At 64.6% G+C, this 17928-nt stretch carries 5 protein-coding genes and 1 pseudogene; 4 read left to right on the forward strand and 2 right to left on the reverse strand.

Annotation, left to right across the window (positions count from 1 at the left end):
• Positions 1-89: 89 nt before the first annotated feature.
• Complete coding sequence (locus FJ426_RS19870) at positions 90-6143, reverse strand: translocation/assembly module TamB domain-containing protein (protein WP_140559495.1); 6054 nt, start codon at positions 6141-6143, stop codon at positions 90-92.
• 2 nt (positions 6144-6145) lie between these two features.
• Positions 6146-8071, reverse strand: coding sequence for an autotransporter assembly complex family protein (locus FJ426_RS19875; protein ID WP_140825508.1), 1926 nt, complete (start codon positions 8069-8071; stop codon positions 6146-6148).
• 273 nt (positions 8072-8344) lie between these two features.
• On the opposite strand from FJ426_RS19875, the gene FJ426_RS19880 reads away from it, so the two are divergent.
• The 4 genes and pseudogenes from FJ426_RS19880 to FJ426_RS31865 all read left to right on the forward strand — a co-directional run.
• Positions 8345-13843 carry an alpha-2-macroglobulin family protein gene (locus tag FJ426_RS19880; protein WP_140559493.1) on the forward strand — a complete coding sequence of 1833 codons (5499 nt, stop codon included), beginning with the start codon at positions 8345-8347 and terminating at the stop codon, positions 13841-13843.
• 212 nt (positions 13844-14055) lie between these two features.
• Complete coding sequence (pbpC, locus tag FJ426_RS19890) at positions 14056-16149, forward strand: penicillin-binding protein 1C (RefSeq protein ID WP_140559492.1); 2094 nt, start codon at positions 14056-14058, stop codon at positions 16147-16149.
• A gap of 559 nt (positions 16150-16708) precedes the next feature.
• Entirely contained in the window at positions 16709-17734 is a 1026-nt protein-coding gene (locus FJ426_RS19900) for a sulfate ABC transporter substrate-binding protein (RefSeq protein WP_140825509.1), read from the forward strand.
• A 21-nt stretch (positions 17735-17755) separates the two neighbouring features.
• A pseudogene (locus FJ426_RS31865) lies at positions 17756-17928 on the forward strand (molybdate ABC transporter permease subunit); the annotation flags it as partial.

Below are 17928 nucleotides of genomic sequence, written 5' to 3' on the forward strand. Positions count from 1 at the left end.
AATCTCTTCAGGCGATTAAACTGAGACATTGGCGCGGTTTGCGACAGGACCAGCCCTCGCCAGGATGAGGGCCAGCCCAAGTCTCCGCTTCAATATTCCTGCTCGTAGAAGATGCCGCCCTTGGCTTCGCCGGCGTCCGTCGCCTCGCCGCGCAGTTTGACGCCACGTCCCACGTTGAGGTCGATCGTGGCCTTGCCCGAGCCCGGCTTGTCGCCTTTCTGGATCGTCACATAGGTGCGGTCGTTGAGGTACTTGCCGGCAGAAACCGCCGTGCCGCCCTTTTCGTCGGTGGTGACATCGAGATCGTCGACGCCGATCGCGCTGCGCAGGTTTTCCAGCAGCGACGTCGAGCCGCCGACACCGGCGAGTTGCCCGGCGGCTTCGGCCAGTTGCGCGATCTGCAGCGGCGACAGGTTCGACATGGACCGCCCGAAGATCAGTTGCGCCAGCACCTCGTCCTCGGGCAGCGCCGGCACCGAGGTGAAGGTGAATTTCGGATTGGTCGCCTCGCCCGACACCACGATGGTGACGGTTGCGGTGCTCGTGGTCGTTGTCGCGGTCAGGTTGAGATAGGGCACCAGCGAGCCAGAAAAGCCGACCGTGCCCTCGGTGAAGGTCAGCCGCTTGCCGAGAATCGACAGCCGCCCGCGTTGCAGCGTGAAAGTGCCGACCGCTTGCGGCGATGAGGCCGGACCGGTCAGCCTGAGCGAGCCGCCGAGTTCGGCGTCCACGCCCCTGCCCTGGATGAAGATCTGGTTCGGCGCGTTGACGGTGACATCCAGCACAAGGCCGCTGCCACCCGTCTTGCCGCTGGTCGTGGCCGGGCGCAATGCCTTGTCCTGCGCCCTCACCGCGCCGGGCGCGTTCTTGTGTTTGACATCGAGCGCCGAAAGCGAACCTGGCAATTTGTCCGGAACGGTGATCACGGTCTTGGCAAGGTTGACGGTGCCGGCAATCACCGGCGCCGACGTCAGCGGTCCTTTGATCGTCAGGTCGCCGCCAAGATTGGCGGTGACCACCCGCCCATCGGTGTAGCGGCCGTCGGTGAGCTTGATCGACAGATCGGCCGGGAACCCCTGCGCCGGATTGATACCGACCGTGCCGCTGGCCGACAGGCTGCCGCGCGTCGACAGCGTCCCGGTCAGCCGGTTGATCCTGGCGACGCCATTGCCGATGGAAATTTCGGCTGCGATGTCGTTGACCGCAAGCCCGGAACGCGCGTCGAGCAGGCGGGCGCCCGACGTGCTGATGCTGCCGCCGATGACCGGCGATGTCGCGGGACCGCGTACCTGCACATTGACACTCGCGGTCCCCGTCAGCGACAGGCCTTGCGCGGCGAGCTTCTGACTGAGGATGCCGAACGGCACGGCGCCATTGAAGTCGAGCGCGAGCGCCGGCGTGCCTGATGTCGTCACCGTGCCGCCCCCCTTGAGACCAAGGCCGGCCCCATCGCTGACATTGGCGTTGAAGGTCAGCTTGTTGCCGGCAAAGGTGCCGGAGGAAGAGACACTCACCGCACCGACCCCCGCGCCGCGGGTCCGCGAAGTCTGCACGCCGGCAGCGTCGAGGTTGAACGCCACACTGGGGCTGGCTGGTGCCCCGGTGACCTTCACCGTGCCCGAAATCGAACCGGCGGCATCGAGACCCCGCGAAAAACTGTTGGCAAGCGAGATCGGCACCCGCGCCAGCGCCGCGTTGATGTCGAGCGCCTGCCCGATCTTGCCGGTCACCGTCGCCGTGCCGCCGCCCAGGTTGAGCACCAGCCTGTCCAGCGTCGTCGTGCCATTGGCGATGGTGACGGTCGAAGCCTGCGCGATGGCAGCCTTTATGCCTTGGACGGTCGCCTCGCCGGAAGCAAGCTCTATGGTCGTCGTGCCGTTGGCCGCCTTCACGCGGCCCGCGGCCTTCGCCGGAATTCCTTTCACCGTCGCGCCGCCGGAAAAGCCGGTCCAGTCGCCGTCACGCTTCAGGTCGACATCGATGCCGCTGATCACCGTGCCGCCCGACGTGACGGTGTCGGCATGGATTTTTCCGGAGATGACCGGAGCGGCGAGGTAATTGGCGATCAATGCGTCGATCGACACGGCCTTCGCCTGAAGATCGCCGCGCGTGACCGAGGCGGTCGTAGCCTTGATGGCGACCTGCGGTGCGGCACCGTTCTTCGAGAACGCAATCGTGCCGCGCACATCGCCTTCCGCTTTTTCCAGCGCCAATGCGGCAAGCGGTCCTATATCGGGCAGGTCGAGAGAGATCGTGCCTTCGGGTATGAACTTGTCGTCCAGCGCCAGGTCGCCGGAAATCCTGTTTTGGCCCAGCGACAAAAGCAGGCCATTGATGGCGCTCTTGCCGTCCGCGGTCGCCAGCACCGCACTGCCTTGCAAGGGTTGGCCCGCGACATTGCCTGTCAGCTGCACATTGGCCGCCGGCTTGGCCGCGTCGGCTTTGCCGGTGGCGGTTAGTCTGAGCCCGGTGATCTCGCGCGACGCCACCGAAAGCTTGTCGCTGTCGACGGTCAGCGACAGATCCGGCGCGGTCGCCGGGCCCTGCGCATTCAGCGCAAAGGCGATGGCGCCTTTGGCATCCTTCGACAGCAGCGAAACATCGCCCAGCACGCCCTTGATGTCGGCGGCCAGCGTATTGTCGGCAAGGCTCGCCTGCCCCTGTGCGGTCAGCGCGCCGGAGGCCAGCGTCAATCCGCCTATGGCGACATTACCGTTGGGCTCGCGCTTCAGCGTGGCGCTCAACTGCGCCCGTTCGCCAAGCATGCCGCGTGCTGCGGCCGGCAGGGCCGACGATGGAGCATCCGCCTTCAGCTTGAGGTCGATGGCGCCGTCACGCAGCGACACCAGGCCGGCGACCTGGCTGTTGAGCGCGTCGCTTTTGAGCGAGCCGCTGTCGATGGCGACAGCGTCGGCTGACAGGCGCCCGCTGAGCGCGGCCGTGACCTTGCCGGCGATCAGCGGCGCGATGGTGGGATTGTCGAGCCCAACCCTATCCACCGAAACTGTGCCCGAAACCGGCCCGGCGCGGTTCTTCAGATCGAACGCATCCGAGTGCAATGCCAGGCTCAGTCCGTCCACCTTCGCCGGTCTCGTCGCGATCGAGGGCAGGATCGCGGACATATCCAATCGGGCCCGCGTGCTCTCGCCCGCCACCTTTGCCGACAGCGACCGGACCTCGATCTTGATGGGACTCTCGGCGCTTCCGACCGTGAGCGGCAGACTTGGACCGGATGAGACGAGGTCAAGGGCGAAATCGCTGGCGCCGTTCGGATTGATCGTGCCGGCAGCTTGACCGGAAACCTTGTCACCGGAGAGCGTCGCGTGATCGAGGACGACGCCGCCGGCCATGGTGTAGCGGCCGGCCGCGTCGACTGCGAGCTGCCCAAGCCCAGTCTGGCGGGTTTGGCTTGTTTCGACACCGGCCAGTTGCACATTGAACCGGACGTCCGGAGCCGACGGCGAGCCCGTTACCTCAGCGCTGCCATCAAGCGTTCCAGCGGCATCGAGGCCGGGCGAAAAGCCGTTGGCAAGGGCAGCCGGCAAGGCGGAGACCTTTGCCGCGAGATCGAGCGTCTGGCCGGCGGTACCGGACAGCGCCACCGAGCCGCCGCCGACATCGAGCGCTAATTTTTCGATGCTGGTGGTGCCATCGGCGATACTGAGCATAGATGGCTCGGCAATTGCCGCCTTGATGCCGCGAATCGTAGCCTCGCCCGAGGCGATCTCGACGCTGGTGACGCCATCGGCGATCTTCACGCGCCCCGCCGCCTTCGCTGGAATGCCGGATACGGTGGCGCCGCCGGAAAAATTCGTCCAGTCTCCGTCGCGCTTCAGTTCGACGATGATGCCGCCGACTTGGGTGGTCCCCGACGTCACAGCATCGGCCTTGATCGAGCCTGAAATCGCCGGCGCCTTGAGATAGTTGGCAATCAAGGCATTGACGGCGATTGTGCTGGCCGTCACCTCGCCGCGCGCGATCGACGTGCTCTTCGCGTCAATGGCAACGGAGGGCACGTCGCCACTCTTGGCAAAGCGAATGGTGCCGTTGATGTCGCCGGTCACCGCCTGGCCGGCCAGCGCCGCAAGCTGATCGATTGCAGGCGCAGAAAGAATGAGCGTGCCCAGCGGCATGAACTTGTCATCCAGTGCCAGATCGCCCGACACCTTGTTGTCACCCAGCGACACCGCAAAGCCATTGATCGAGCGCTTGCCTTCGCTCGTCACCAGCGCCGCCTTGATGTCGAGCGGCTGGTCGTTGACGGCGCCGGTCAGCGAAACATTGGCGGAAGGGCTAGCAATGTCGGCCTTGCCGCTCGCGGTCAGCTTGATCGACTTCACCGTGCGGCCCGAGGCCGTCAGGCTATCGCTGTTGGCGGAAACCGTGAAATCCGGCGCGGTCATGGCGCCGCTTGCCGACAGGGCGAAATCGACACCGCCCTCGACCGGGACGCCGACCGTCGGCGACAGCACCGAAACATCCCCCAGCCTGCCTTTGATATCGGCCAGGATGTCGGTACCTTGCATGCTGGCGGTACCGCTGGCGCTGAGCGAACCGGACGTGAGTTCGATCGAGTTGGCGGCGAACGAGCCCTGCGGATCGCGCGACGCTGTGGCCGAGAACTTCACCCGCCCGCCGAGCACCGAGGCGATCTGCTGCGGGAAGGCGGTCGCCACGGCATCGGCATTCATCTTGAGCTGCATCGACAGGTCGGCGAGCGCCACGGTCGCCGTCAGCGAGGCATTGAGCGCATCGGACCGGAGCGTGCCCTGATCGATGACAATGGCGTCCTTGCTGAGGGAACCAGCCAGGCCGACATCGACCTTGCCAGTGACCAGCGGCGCCAGCGTCGCGACGTCGGTTTTCAGGCCACCGGCCCCAAGCTTGACGGTAACCGGCCCGGTGCGGTTCTGGATGTCGAAACCGTCGGAGTGTATCTGCGCCGCCAGGTCGTCTAGCCGCGTGCCGCCGACGACGATCGAAACGAAGGAGGCGCCGATATCGACGACCGGCGCCTTGCCGTCGCCGAACGCCCGGGCGGTGGCATTCTTGATCGCCAGCGTGATCGGCTGCGCCTTGCTGCCGACGCTAACCACCACGGGTGGCCCCTTGGCGGCGAGTTCGACCGAAAGATCGCTGGCTCCGGCGGGATCGACGATACCGGTCGCGGTGCCGTGCACGGCATCACTGTCGATGTTGGCCCGGTCGACACTGATCCCGCCCGCCGTCGTGGCGGTGCCCGCCATATCGAAGCTGGTCTTACCGGCAAACAATGGTTTCAGGTTCTCCGGCAGGAAGCGGGCGAAATCGCCGTCGCCCTTGGCTTCGAGATAGTTACCCTTGTCGGTGAGCTGATGGCGGCCGGTGAGCTGGGTTACGATCCGATGATCGACAAGGAAGGTACCGACGCCACTCCAGTTGGCCAGCGGGCCGGTGCCCGAGACGACGATGTCGACCGGCGGCGTGTCCGGCAGATTGAGCAGATTGGCGATGATGCCGCCGGCCGGTTCCGACGCCTTGAGGTTGAGGTCGAGCTTGTTGTCCGCTGGCGCGAAGTGGATCTGCGCGTCGACATTGCCCTGTTTGCCGTCATGGCGGGTAATGTTGAGCACCGTCTCGACCGACAGCGGTGCGGCGTCGGCCTTCACCGAGGCCTTGGCGGCGAGTTCGGCGATGCCGCTGCCAGCCAGTTGTTGGCCGAGCGCGACTTCCGGTAAGTCGATCTGCTTGATATCAATGGAAACCGGCAGCGTCGTCGCGCCGCCTTGCGCCGGCTGCTGCGTGCCGGCCACCGGCAGGCGCGCAAGTTCGATGCGCTCCGCCGCGATGCGGTCGGCGCTGAAGTTTTTGGACAACAGTGCCAGCGGCGACCAGTCGATGGCCACCTTGCGCGCCACCAGCCAGGCGCCCTCGCGGTCCTCCAGCACGACATGGTCGACACTGAGCGCGCCCGACCAGATACCGTCGATGCCGCTGACGGTGACCTTACGCTCGTCGCTCGAGGCCAGGCGCGAAATGATGCCGGCGAGATTGTCGCGTCCACGCTCGGTCTTGGTCAGCACGAAAAGCGCGCCGATGGCGCCTGCTACCACGATCAGCAGCGTGTAGAGAAAAATGCGAAGGATGCGCCAGACCGTCTTCATGTTCAAAACGCTTGGCCAATGCCGGCATAGATGCCGAAATGAGGGTCGCCTGGGTCGCGGTTGAGCGGCACGGCGGCGTCGATACGCAGCGGCCCGAATGGCGTCACATAGCGCAAGCCGACACCGGCGCCCACCTTGACGTCGGAAAAATCGGGGAACGACTTCGTCGATACCGTGCCGGCATCGACGAACGGCACGATGCCGATCGTGTCGGTGATGGCGATACGCATCTCAACCGAGGTCTCGAAGAAGGACAGGCCGCCGATCGGCTGGCCGGTGAAATCCTTGGGGCCGATGCCCTGATAGGCGTAGCCGCGCACCGAGCCGCCGCCGCCGGAATAGAAACGTCGGTCGGCAGGCACGTTCTGCAGGCTGGTGCCGACGATCGAGCCAAGTGCGACACGTTCCGCCAGCACGAATTTCGAAGCGGTATCCAGCGACTGATAGGCCGATCCCTCGCCCTTCAGCTTGAGGAAGGCGGCACCGCTCAATATGTCGTAGCTCGGCTCGGCATAGGCCAGCAACCTGAAGCCCTTGGTCGGGTTCAGCCTGACGTCCCTGTTGTCATAGACATATTGCAGCGGGATGCTGGCGATCAGGTATTTATGTTTGCCAAAGGAATCGTGGATGCGTGAATAGTCGAGCGCGACCTCGGCCGACACGGTTTGGTTCTTGGTCAGTTCATAGGACAGGCCGATGTTGCCCTTGACCGAGAAATGGTCGTAGGCATCGGGATGTTCGAGCACGGTCTTGATGCCGGCGAAGAATTTCGATGCTGGGCCGATCACGCCGGGTTTCTCGAACATGATGCCGGCATTGTAGTTCAATTCGGACAGATCATTGCTGCCGATGCCGCTGATGGCTCCGTCGATGCGCAGCTTCTCGGCCCGGCCGAACAGGTTGCGATGGCCCCAATACCCCTCCAGCCCCAGCCCTTCCGTATTCGAGAAGGTGCCGCCCAGTCCGAAATAACGCGGCTTGCGCTCGCTGACCTGGACACCGATCGGAATGTTGCCCTCGGCATCGAGCTTGTCGGCCTCCTTGAAAGTCACGCTGTTGAAGACCTCGAGCGCCAGCAGCCTGTCGCGCGCATCGTCGATCTCCTGAGGCGAGTACTGCCGGCCACGTTTCAGCCCGGTCATGTATTCGGTGAAGTCGCGGTCGACCTTCTCGGTGCCTTCCACCGTGGTCGCGCCGTAGCCGGCGACTGGCCCGGCAGCAACCGTCAGCGTCACGTCGAGGGTCGACGTGTCATGGTCGGCGACGATGTGCCTGCTGGTCACCTCGGCCAGCGGCCTGCCCTGCTCCTTCAGCGTGCGCACGATCAGCGCCTCGGCCTTGAGCACCGCGCCAGACCCAGCGTCGCCGCCTGATATCAGGCCGTAGTCGGCGCCCATCAATCCAGCGGCGTCACCCTCCAGCCGGATATCGCCGAGGGTGAATTTGGGACCCGCGGCGATGTTGACGGCCACGGGAATGGGCTGCGGACCCTTGAATTCGGCGTCCGGCGGCAATTCGTCCAGCGGCTTGCCCTCGATGGTGATGGTGACGACGCCTTCGTAGCGGGCATCGGCGTAGAGCGCCGCCACAAGCTGTTCTCGATCGCTGCGCGCCTTGGCCATCAGACCGAGCGAGCCGGAGACGGGATGGTCTTCGTCGCTCTTCAGCGCCGAGGCGTTTTCGAGCTTTTTTACCAGGTCCTTGTCGGCGTCGGGCGCGGAGATGGTCACGGCGTAGCGCATCGGATCGACGATGTCGGCATCCTCATCGCTCGATGAGCCCCACAGCTTGATGCCGAAGATTTCGAAGGCGGCCGCCGGTCCCAGCCCGGCGATCAGCGAGCAGCAGATCACGGCCAGAAGCAGCGCGCGCGAAAGCACGCGCTTTGGCTCGGTACCCCCTGACATCTGCCTTTCATACGCCGGCATTAAGACAACCTACTTTACAAACCTAAAATTGGAATGAAGTTCTGAAGCGCTCGTAAAGGGGCCACAATCCAATTGTCTGAAATAGGACGGGCTTGGAATTCACACCTTTTGCATTGCCGCAAGAATGCGTGATCCCCTGTCCTATGGAGGTACTACCGGCTGTTGGCCGGAAAGGAAACCGTTGGCAGGCGGAACCCTGCCGCGTCCTCATGTTGACAAGCCTGAGTGAAGCTTGAACATGCCCGGACGTCTGCAAATTGTCTGGAGGGTGTTATGGCAATGCGCGCGGCTCGTCGTCTGTCTTTCCTGATCCTTCTCTTCTTCGCCTGGGCCAATGTCTTGGCCTGGGGTAACGTCGCGCAAGCGGCCGAAGCACGGCGAGTCGCAACGACCGACAATTCCGACTATTTCGGTTTCGACCTCCGGTCCGACCAGAACGTCACGCTCGATCAATGCAAGACCACCTGCCTGGGCGATCCCGCCTGCCGCGCCTTCACCTATAACACCAAGGCCAAATGGTGCTTCCTCAAATCCGATTATAACCAGTTGAAGCCCTTCAACGGCGCGGTCGCGGGCAAGGTCGTCAATATCGACGGCGACCCCGACATCGGCGCGCCGCCGGAACTCGCCTTCTTCCCCAACTGGATGGCCGACCAGGCCCAGCAATACCGTAACCGGCTGCTCGGCCCGGCCTATGACAGGCCGACCGAGGGCATGGCCGCGCTGACCACGGCGGCCGAGCAGGCGGTGCTCACCGGCGATCATCGCACTGCCGTGCAGAAATACGAGGCCGCGGTCTCTGTCATGCCCGACGATGGCCAGCTCTGGCTCAACCTGGCGCGCGAAACGCTTGCCGTGCAGCCGGCGGCCAACACATCCGAGGCCTCCACCTTGCCGGCAAACGGTACGTCGGCCGCCTTCAATGCCTACAAGCTCCTGCGTACAGCCAGGACGCGGGCGGAGACGCTGGCGCTCATCGGCTCCGGCCTCGACAAGCGCGACCTCTATCGCCCCGCCCTGCAGGCCTATGAAGCCAGCCTTGCCCTGGTACCTTCGCCTGCGGTCCAGGCCGACTATTCTGATCTCAAGGCTCGCAAGGGTTTCCGCGTCATCGACCACACCGTCGATGCCGACACCAGCGCCCCGCGCATCTGCGCCCAATTCTCCGAGGAATTGGTCAAGACCGGCGTCGATTACGCACAATTCGTCACCGTCGACAACCAGCCGCCCAAAGGCGTTGAAGCCAAGGACAAGCAGATTTGCGTCGAAGGACTGGAACACGGCCAGCATTATGACGTGACCTTCCGCGCCGGCCTGCCGGCCGCCATCGGCGAAGTGACCGCCGCGCCCGTCGTGCTGTCGATCTACGTGCAGGACCGTGCGCCTTCGGCCCGCTTCACCGGCGACAGCTTCGTGCTGCCGGCCGGTGCGCGCCGCGGCATCCCCGTCGTCACCGTCAACATGAACGCCGCCGAGATGAAGCTCTATCGCATCGGCGACCGCTCGCTGGCCCAGCTTCTGTCCGGCTACCAGTTCCTGCATCAGCTCGACAGCTACGACATCTCAAACATTTCCGAGCAGATGGGCGAGCCGGTCTGGGAAGGCCAGCTCGACATCGCCAACGACCTGAACAAGGAGGTCACCACCTCCTTCCCGGTCGACGAGGCGCTGCCGCGGCGCAAGCCCGGCGTCTATGTGCTGACTGCCCAGGCTGTCAGCGAGAAGAGCGACGACTACAACTCGATGGCCACGCAATGGTTCGTCGTTTCCGATATCGGCCTCTCGACCTATACCGGTCAGGACGGGCTCAATGTCTATGCCCGTTCGCTGGGCAGCGCCAAGCCGATAGCGGGCGCCGAACTGACGCTGGTTGCCCGCAACAACGAGATCCTCGGCACCGCGACTTCGGATGCCGATGGTCATGCCGTGTTCAATCCCGGCCTGACGCGCGGCGACGGCGGCATGGTGCCGGCCGTGCTGATGGCCAGACAGGGCGATAACGACTTTGTCTTCCTCGACATGGCCCGCGCCGGTTTCGACCTGTCCGACCGCGGCGTCACTGGACGCGCAGCGCCGGGCGCGCTCGATGTCTACGCCTGGACCGAGCGCGGCATCTACCGCGCCGGCGAGGAGGTGCATGTTGCGGCTCTTGCCCGTGACGGCGCCGCCAAGGCGGTCGAGAACCTGCCGCTGACCTTCATCTTCTCGCGCCCGGACGGCGTCGAGGATCGCCGCGTCGTCAGCGATGGCGCGTCAGCCGGCGGGCACGCCGTCGATCTGCCGCTCCAGCCAAATGCCATGCGCGGCACCTGGTCGGTATCGATCTATACCGATCCCAAGCAACCGGCCGTCGCCAGCCAGATGTTCCTGGTCGAGGATTTCGTGCCGGACCGCATCGAATTCGACATGAAGGCAGACAAGCAGGAGATCGCGCAGGGCGAAACCGCCAACATCACCGTCGACGGCCGCTTTCTCTATGGCGCACCGGCTGCTGGCCTCGCGCTCGAAGGCGAACTGACCCTGTCGACCGCGCGTGACTGGGACCGCTTCAACGGCTATTCCTTTGGCCTTGCCGACGAGCAGTCGTCGGAACCGACCGTCACCCCGTTCACCGATCTTCCGGTGGTCGGCGAGGATGGCAAGGCGACCTTCCCGGTCTCCGTCGAGCAACTGCCGTCGACCACGAAGCTCATCGACGCCAAGGTGGCGGTCCGTATGCGTGAGACCGGCGGCCGCGCAATCGAGCGCTCGCTTAATATCGGCATCCGCCCGCAAGGCCACATGATCGGCATCCGGCCGGACTTTGCCGATGATGAAGTGCCGCAGGGCGGCACGGCGAAATTCAGCCTGATCGCCGTCGACCCCGACGGCCAGCGCGAGGCGCTGAAAGGTGCGCAATGGTCGCTGGTCAAGGTCGAGCGCAATTACCAGTGGTACCGCTCCAACAACTCATGGAATTACGAACCCGTCACCTTCACCAAATCGATCGCCAATGGCCAAGTCGACCTTGGCGCCGACGGCGAGGCGACAGTGTCGATCCCGGTCGACTGGGGCCGCTACCGGCTCGAGGTCGAGACGGCGGATCCGGAAGGACCCGCGACCAGTTATGAGTTCGATGGCGGCTGGTATGTCTCCTCCACCACTACCGAAACGCCTGATGGTCTCGAGATCGCCCTCGACAAGGACAATTATGCCGCCGGCGAAGTGGCCAGGCTCAAGGTCTCGCCGCATTTTGCCGGCGAACTTCTGGTCAACATCGGTTCCGACAAGCTGTTGAAGACCGTCACGGCGTCGGTGCCGGCCGGCGGCGGCACGGTCGACATCCCGGTCGGCGACGACTGGGGCGCCGGCGCCTATGTCACGGCAACCCTGTTCCGGCCTGGCGACGCGCAGGAAAGCCGCATGCCGGCCCGCGCCATCGGCGTGAAATGGCTGAAGGTCGATCCGGGCTCGAAGAAGCTCGCCGTCACCCTTACCCCGCCGGACAAGACCATGCCGCGCCAGCAGCTGTCGATCCCGGTCGCGGTCGCCGGCGTAGAGCCCGGCAGCAACGCCTATGTCACTGTCGCCGCCGTCGATGTCGGCATCCTCAACCTGACCAACTACAAGGCGCCGGATCCTGAGAATTGGTTTTTCGGCCAGCGCATGCTGGGCATGGAAATCCGTGATCTCTACGGCCGCCTGATCGACGGCTCTCTCGGTACTATGGGCAAGCTCAGGACCGGCGGCGACGGCGCCAACATGCAGGCGCAGGGCAGTCCGCCGACCGAAAAGCTGGTCGCCTTCTTCTCCGGCCCGGTGCAGCTCGATGCCGACGGCAAGGCACGCGTCGACTTCGATATTCCGCAGTTCAACGGCACGGTTCGCGTCATGGCCGTCGCCTGGACCAAGGAAGCGGTCGGCCACGCCCAGTCGGACGTGATCGTGCGCGATCCGGTGGTGATCACCGCCGGCCTGCCGCGCTTCCTGGCGCCCGGCGACGCCGCCGTCATGCGGCTCGACATTGCGGACACCGACGGTCCGGCCGGCGACTATGCGCTGTCGATCGACACGACGGGGGACCTCTCGACGGGCGACAAGCCCCTGCCCCAGAAACTGACGCTGGCGCAGGGCAAGCGCCAGACCCTGACCGTGCCGCTGATCGCACAGACGGCAGGCAATGCCTCGCTCACCATCAAGCTGGCGCACGCCGACGGCACCAAGGTCGAGCAGACGCTCTACGTGCCGGTCCGTCCGGCACAACTGCCGGTCACCACCCGCATGGTGGTCGACCTCAAGGGCGATGGCGGCGCGCTGCGCGTCGACAAGGAGCTTTTGGCGGCAAGCCTGCTCGACGGCGCTTCGGTCAGTGTCGGCGTTTCGCAGGCGGCGGCCTTCGATGTGCCTTCGCTCCTGATGACGCTCGACCGCTATCCCTATGGCTGCGCCGAGCAGACCACCAGCCGGGCGATGCCCCTGCTCTATGTCAACGAAATGGCCTCGGGCGTCGGCATGGAGAGCGATCCCGAGCTGGGTGGCCGCATCCAGGACGCGATCTACAAGGTGCTGAGCTACCAGGCTTCGGGCGGCAGCTTCGGCCTGTGGGGCCCGGGCTCCGGCGATCTGTGGCTCGACGCCTATGTCACCGACTTCCTGACCAGGGCGCGCGAGCAGAAATACGACGTGCCGGCGCTCGCCATGAACCAGGCACTGGGCAATCTTCAGAACTCGCTTGGGTACGATCAGGACGTCCAGGACCGCGGCAGCGAGATCGCCTACGCGCTCTATGTGCTCGCCCGCAACAAGAAGGCCTCGATCGGCGATCTGCGCTATTACGCGGACACCCAGCTCGAGGCCTTCACCAGCCCGATGGCTGTCGCCCAGCTGGCGGCGAGCCTGGCGCTCTATGGCGACGCCCAGCGTTCGGAAGCGACCTTCCAGACGGCGCTGCGGCTCGCCAAGTCGAGCACGGACTATGACTATTATCGGTCGGACTATGGCTCGGCGCTGCGGGACGGCGCCGCGATGCTGGCGCTGGCGGCGGAATCAAAACCGGCGCCGACGATCGTGCCGGAATTGATCAAGCTGGTGACCAAACAACGCGCCGAGGTCCGCTGGACCAGCACCCAGGATGAATCCTGGATGCTGCTGGCGGCCCGGGCACTGAAGGAAGGCAATGATTCGATCACGCTTTCCGTCAATGGCGCGCCGCATTCCGGCGGCTATTCCAGCCAGGTCAACGGCAGCGATCTGGCCGACAGCCCGCTCACCATCGCCAACACCGGCAAGACCCCGCTGCAGGCCGTCGTCACCACCGTGGCGTCGCCGGTACAGCCCTTGCCGGCGGGAGGTGACGGCTTCACTATCGAGCGCACCTACTACAAGCTCGACGGCACCGAAGCCAATGTGACGGAGGCAACCCAGAACGAACGCTATGTCGTCGTGCTCAAGGTCAACGAACAGAACAACTGGCCTTCGCGCCTTTTGATTACCGACCTTTTGCCGGCCGGCTTCGAGATCGACAATCCCGGCCTGGTCTCCAGCGCGCAATTGTCGAACTTCTCCTGGCTGGCGCAGACCGACGCCGCGCATCTGGAATTCCGCGACGACCGTTTCGTCGCCGCCTTCAACCCCAGCGACGGCGACCACGACCACAATCTGACGCTCGCCTATGTCGTGCGCGCCGTGACGCCGGGCATCTACGCCCATCCGGCCGCAACGGTGGAGGATATGTACCGGCCGCAATATTCGGCCCGTACCGCCACCGGCATGATGGAGGTCAAGGCGCCGTAAGGTGTCGAGGCGGACATGAACGTGAAGTTTGCGCTGCCCCTCATTGCCCTGCCGGCACCTTCTCCCCGTTTAGTGACGGGGAGAAAGGGGCCTGCACCAAGGCTTTCGCCAATTTTCAACGTTACAGAAAAGGCGCCGACGATTGCGACAGCTCCCTTCTCCCCGCCACTATGCGGGGAGAAGGTGCCGGCAGGCGGATGAGGGGCAGCGCCATGCCCTCAAGAAAATTCCTGCGCCGCGCGGCTATCGCTAGCACCTCCTTGGTGGCTGTTATTGCTGTTTCCGCCGCTACCCTGTGGCAGCTCGACCGCGCCTTCCCGCCTCCGCTTCCTGAAAAGCTTACCGTCTCGACGGAAGTCCAGGACCGCGACGGCCAGCTTTTGCGCGCCTTCGCCACGCCTGACGGCTATTGGCGGCTCGAAACCCGCCTCGACCAGGTCGACAAGCAGTTCGTCGACATGTTGGTCACCTATGAGGACAAGCGCTTCTGGAACCATGAAGGCGTCGATGTGCTGGCGCTTGCCCGCGCCGCCGGCCAGTTCGCCACCAGTGGCCACATCGTGTCCGGCGGCTCGACGCTGTCGATGCAACTCGCCCGCCTGATCGAGCCGCGCGACAGCCGCAGCCTCGGCTCCAAGCTCAAGCAGATGCTGCGCGCCATCCAGATCGAGCGGCGGCTGTCCAAGCACGAGATCCTCGAACGCTATCTGACGCTGGCGCCCTATGGCGGCAATCTCGAAGGCGTGCGCGCCGCTTCGCTCGCCTATTTCGGTAAGGAGCCGAAGCGGCTCACCGTCTCGGAAGCCGCGCTTCTCGTCGCCCTGCCGCAGCTGCCGGAGAAGCGCCGGCCCGACCGCAACCTCGCGATCGCGCACGCCGCCCGCGACCGCGTGCTGTCCCGCATGGCCTCGGCTGGCCTGCTTGGCGAACGCGAGGCCGCGCGCGCCGCGCTCGACGATGTGTCTGGCCTGCGCCGTAGCTTGCCGGCGCTCGCCGCGCACGCCGCCTATGCGATGCTGCCCAAGGCGGTTCCCGGCCAGCCGCTCAAGCTGACGATCCGCAAGAGCGTCCAGGAAGGGCTGGAACAGGTAGCGCGCGACGCCGCCGCCAAGCTTGGGGCGCGTCTCTCCGTCGCCATGGTGCTGGCCGATTCCCGCACCGGCGATATTCTGGGCGAAGTCGGCTCGGCCAATTTCTTCGACGCCAGCCGCTCCGGCTGGATCGACATGACCAAGGTCGTGCGTTCGCCCGGCTCGACGCTGAAGCCGTTCATCTACGGTCTTGCCTTCGAACAGGGACTGGTGGCGCAGGAAATGCTGATCGAGGACAGCCCGGCCGATTTCGGCGGCTACCGGCCGAAGAATTTCGATATGGGCTACCAGGGCGACGTCAGCATCCGCGAGGCGCTGCAACTGTCGCTCAACGTGCCGGCGATCCGCGTGCTCGACGCGGTCGGTCCCGCGCGGCTGACGGCCCGATTCCGCCAGGCTGGGGTAAACCCGATCCTGCCGGTCAACGAGGCGCCGGGCCTGGCCATCGGCCTTGGCGGCGTTGGGATTACGCTGCGCGATCTCGTCCAGCTCTATACAGGGCTCGCCAATGGCGGCAAGACGCACACGCTGCATGATGGCACCGAGCCGGCCGATGCCGAGCGCACCACCGCGACCATCCTCGACGACCAGGCGAGCTGGCAAATCATCGACATTCTGTCGGGCGTCAAGCCGCCCGAGGGTGCATTGCAGCGCGGCATCGCCTACAAGACCGGCACCTCCTATGGCTACCGTGATGCCTGGTCGGTCGGCTTCGACGGCCGTTACGTGCTGGGCGTCTGGGTCGGCCGGGCCGATGCAGGCGCGGTGCCTGGCCTGTCCGGCTATGTGTCGGCAGCCCCAATTCTGTTCGAGGGCTTTGTCCGCTCGGGTCTCGCCACCGTGCCGCTGCCGGGCAAGCCCCCCGGCGCCTTCACTCCTCGACGTAACGACCTGCCTGTGACGCTTGCCCGCTTCGGCGCCGGGTCCGACGGCCTGGTTCAGGCCTCGACCCCCACAGAGCCCGCGCCGACCATTATCTTTCCGCCCGACGGCGCCCGCGTCGATCTCGCCACCAACTCGGCCGACGCCTCGCCGCTGGTACTGAAGCTGCAAGGCGGGCGCGCGCCGTTCCGCTGGCTGGCCAACGGCAAGCCGCTGACCGGCATCGACCGCCGGCGCACCGCGACATGGCAACCGGACGGCACCGGCTACTCGACCTTGACCGTAATCGATGCGGCGGGACGCGCGGCAAGTGTGAAGGTGTTTGTTGAATAAGATTGCGCAAGCGATTCAGGGGATTGCGCTTCTTCGCCTGAGGTACGGCGCCTCGCGACAATACTCGCGACGCTAGTTCCTTTACCCGCAATCTCCTCCCAGCCCGCGCCGACGCCCTGCCCGCCGACTTCGTCCGCGTTGCCGGCCCCTCGATCCGCCAGGATATCCGTTACGCCGGAACGGACAATTTTCCTGTACCGCAAGCGAAGCGACGGCAAACCGCAAGCTGCTGCTCGGCGCGATGCACTCGGCCGGATTCAAGAACTATGCACGCGAATGGCGGCACCTTCACGCTGAACCACGATCCCTCCGCCAAGCAGCGCTTCGATTTCCCAGTCCAGCCGGATAGCGTGCCGACCAAATGCCACAGCCTTGCTTCGGCCCCGCTTGTTCCTAGATAGGTCGATGGGGATTCGCCAGCGGACGTTTGAGGGAAAATGTTTCTCCGCACCGCGAAATCAGGTCCAAGATTTTCTCCAAAACGACAAAAAAGGCAACATTTAATGCATCTAAATTCTACCAATTCGGTAGATTTGACGCGGGTTCAACGGAGGCAGAAATGACCAAACCTCGTTTCAGGAGACTGCTCGGCGCACTGGTCGCCACGTCTGTCCAGTTCGGCACGCTCGGTTTCGCGTTCGCCGATACCACCATTCTCAACGTGTCGTACGATCCGACACGCGAGCTCTACAAGGCTTATGACGAGGCCTTCGCCGCTCACTGGAAAGCCGAGACAGGGGAAACGGTCACCATACAGCAGTCGCACGGTGGATCGGGCGCACAGGCCCGGGCCGTGATCGACGGCCTCGACGCCGACGTGGTGACGCTGGCGCTCGAAGGCGATATCAACGCCATCGTCTCCAAGTCGAAAAAGATCAATCCGGACTGGCGCACGAAATTCGATAACAATTCGGCACCCTACACCTCGACCATCATCTTCCTCGTCCGCAAAGGAAACCCCAAGGGCATCCACGACTGGAACGACCTGGTCAAGGACGGCGTCCAGGTGATTACGCCCAACCCGAAGACATCGGGCGGCGCACGCTGGAACTATCTCGCCGCCTGGGCTTATGCCAACGCCAATGACGGTGGCGACGAGGCCAAGACGAAGGAGTTCGTCGGCAAGCTCTATGCCAACGCTCCGGTGCTCGATACCGGTGCGCGCGGCTCGACGGTGACCTTCGCGCAAAAGGGCCTGGGCGACGTGCTGATTGCCTGGGAAAACGAGGCCTATCTAGCGCTCGACGAGTTCGGTGCCGAAAATTTCGATATCGTCTATCCACCGACCTCGATCCTGGCCGAGCCGCCGGTCGCTTTGGTCGACGCCAATGTCGATGCCAAGGGCACGCGCAAGGTCGCCGAAGCCTATCTGGGCTGGCTCTATTCCAAGGAAGCGCAGACGATCATCGCCAAGAACCACTATCGTCCGGCCAAGCCCGATCTGGTGCCGGCAGAGGACCTGGCCAAGCTACCGCCGATCAAGCTGGTCACCATCGACGACCCACAATTCGGCGGCTGGAAGAAAGCACAGCCTTACCATTTCGGCGATGGTGGTATATTCGACCAGATCTACAAGCCCCAGTAAGCAGTCGATATTCAGGACGATATGATCACAGCACCCGCTCGGGCGGGTTGGCGGTTTCGACAGCCGAGCGTCATTCCGGGTTTCGGATTGACGCTTGGCTTCTCGCTTGCCTACCTGACCCTCATCATCCTCATTCCGCTGTCGGGGCTGATCTGGCGCTCCGCGGCGCTCGGCTGGACCGATTTCTGGGCGAT

Source organism: Mesorhizobium sp. B2-6-4, from assembly GCF_006441495.1.
GTDB lineage: Bacteria > Pseudomonadota > Alphaproteobacteria > Rhizobiales > Rhizobiaceae > Mesorhizobium.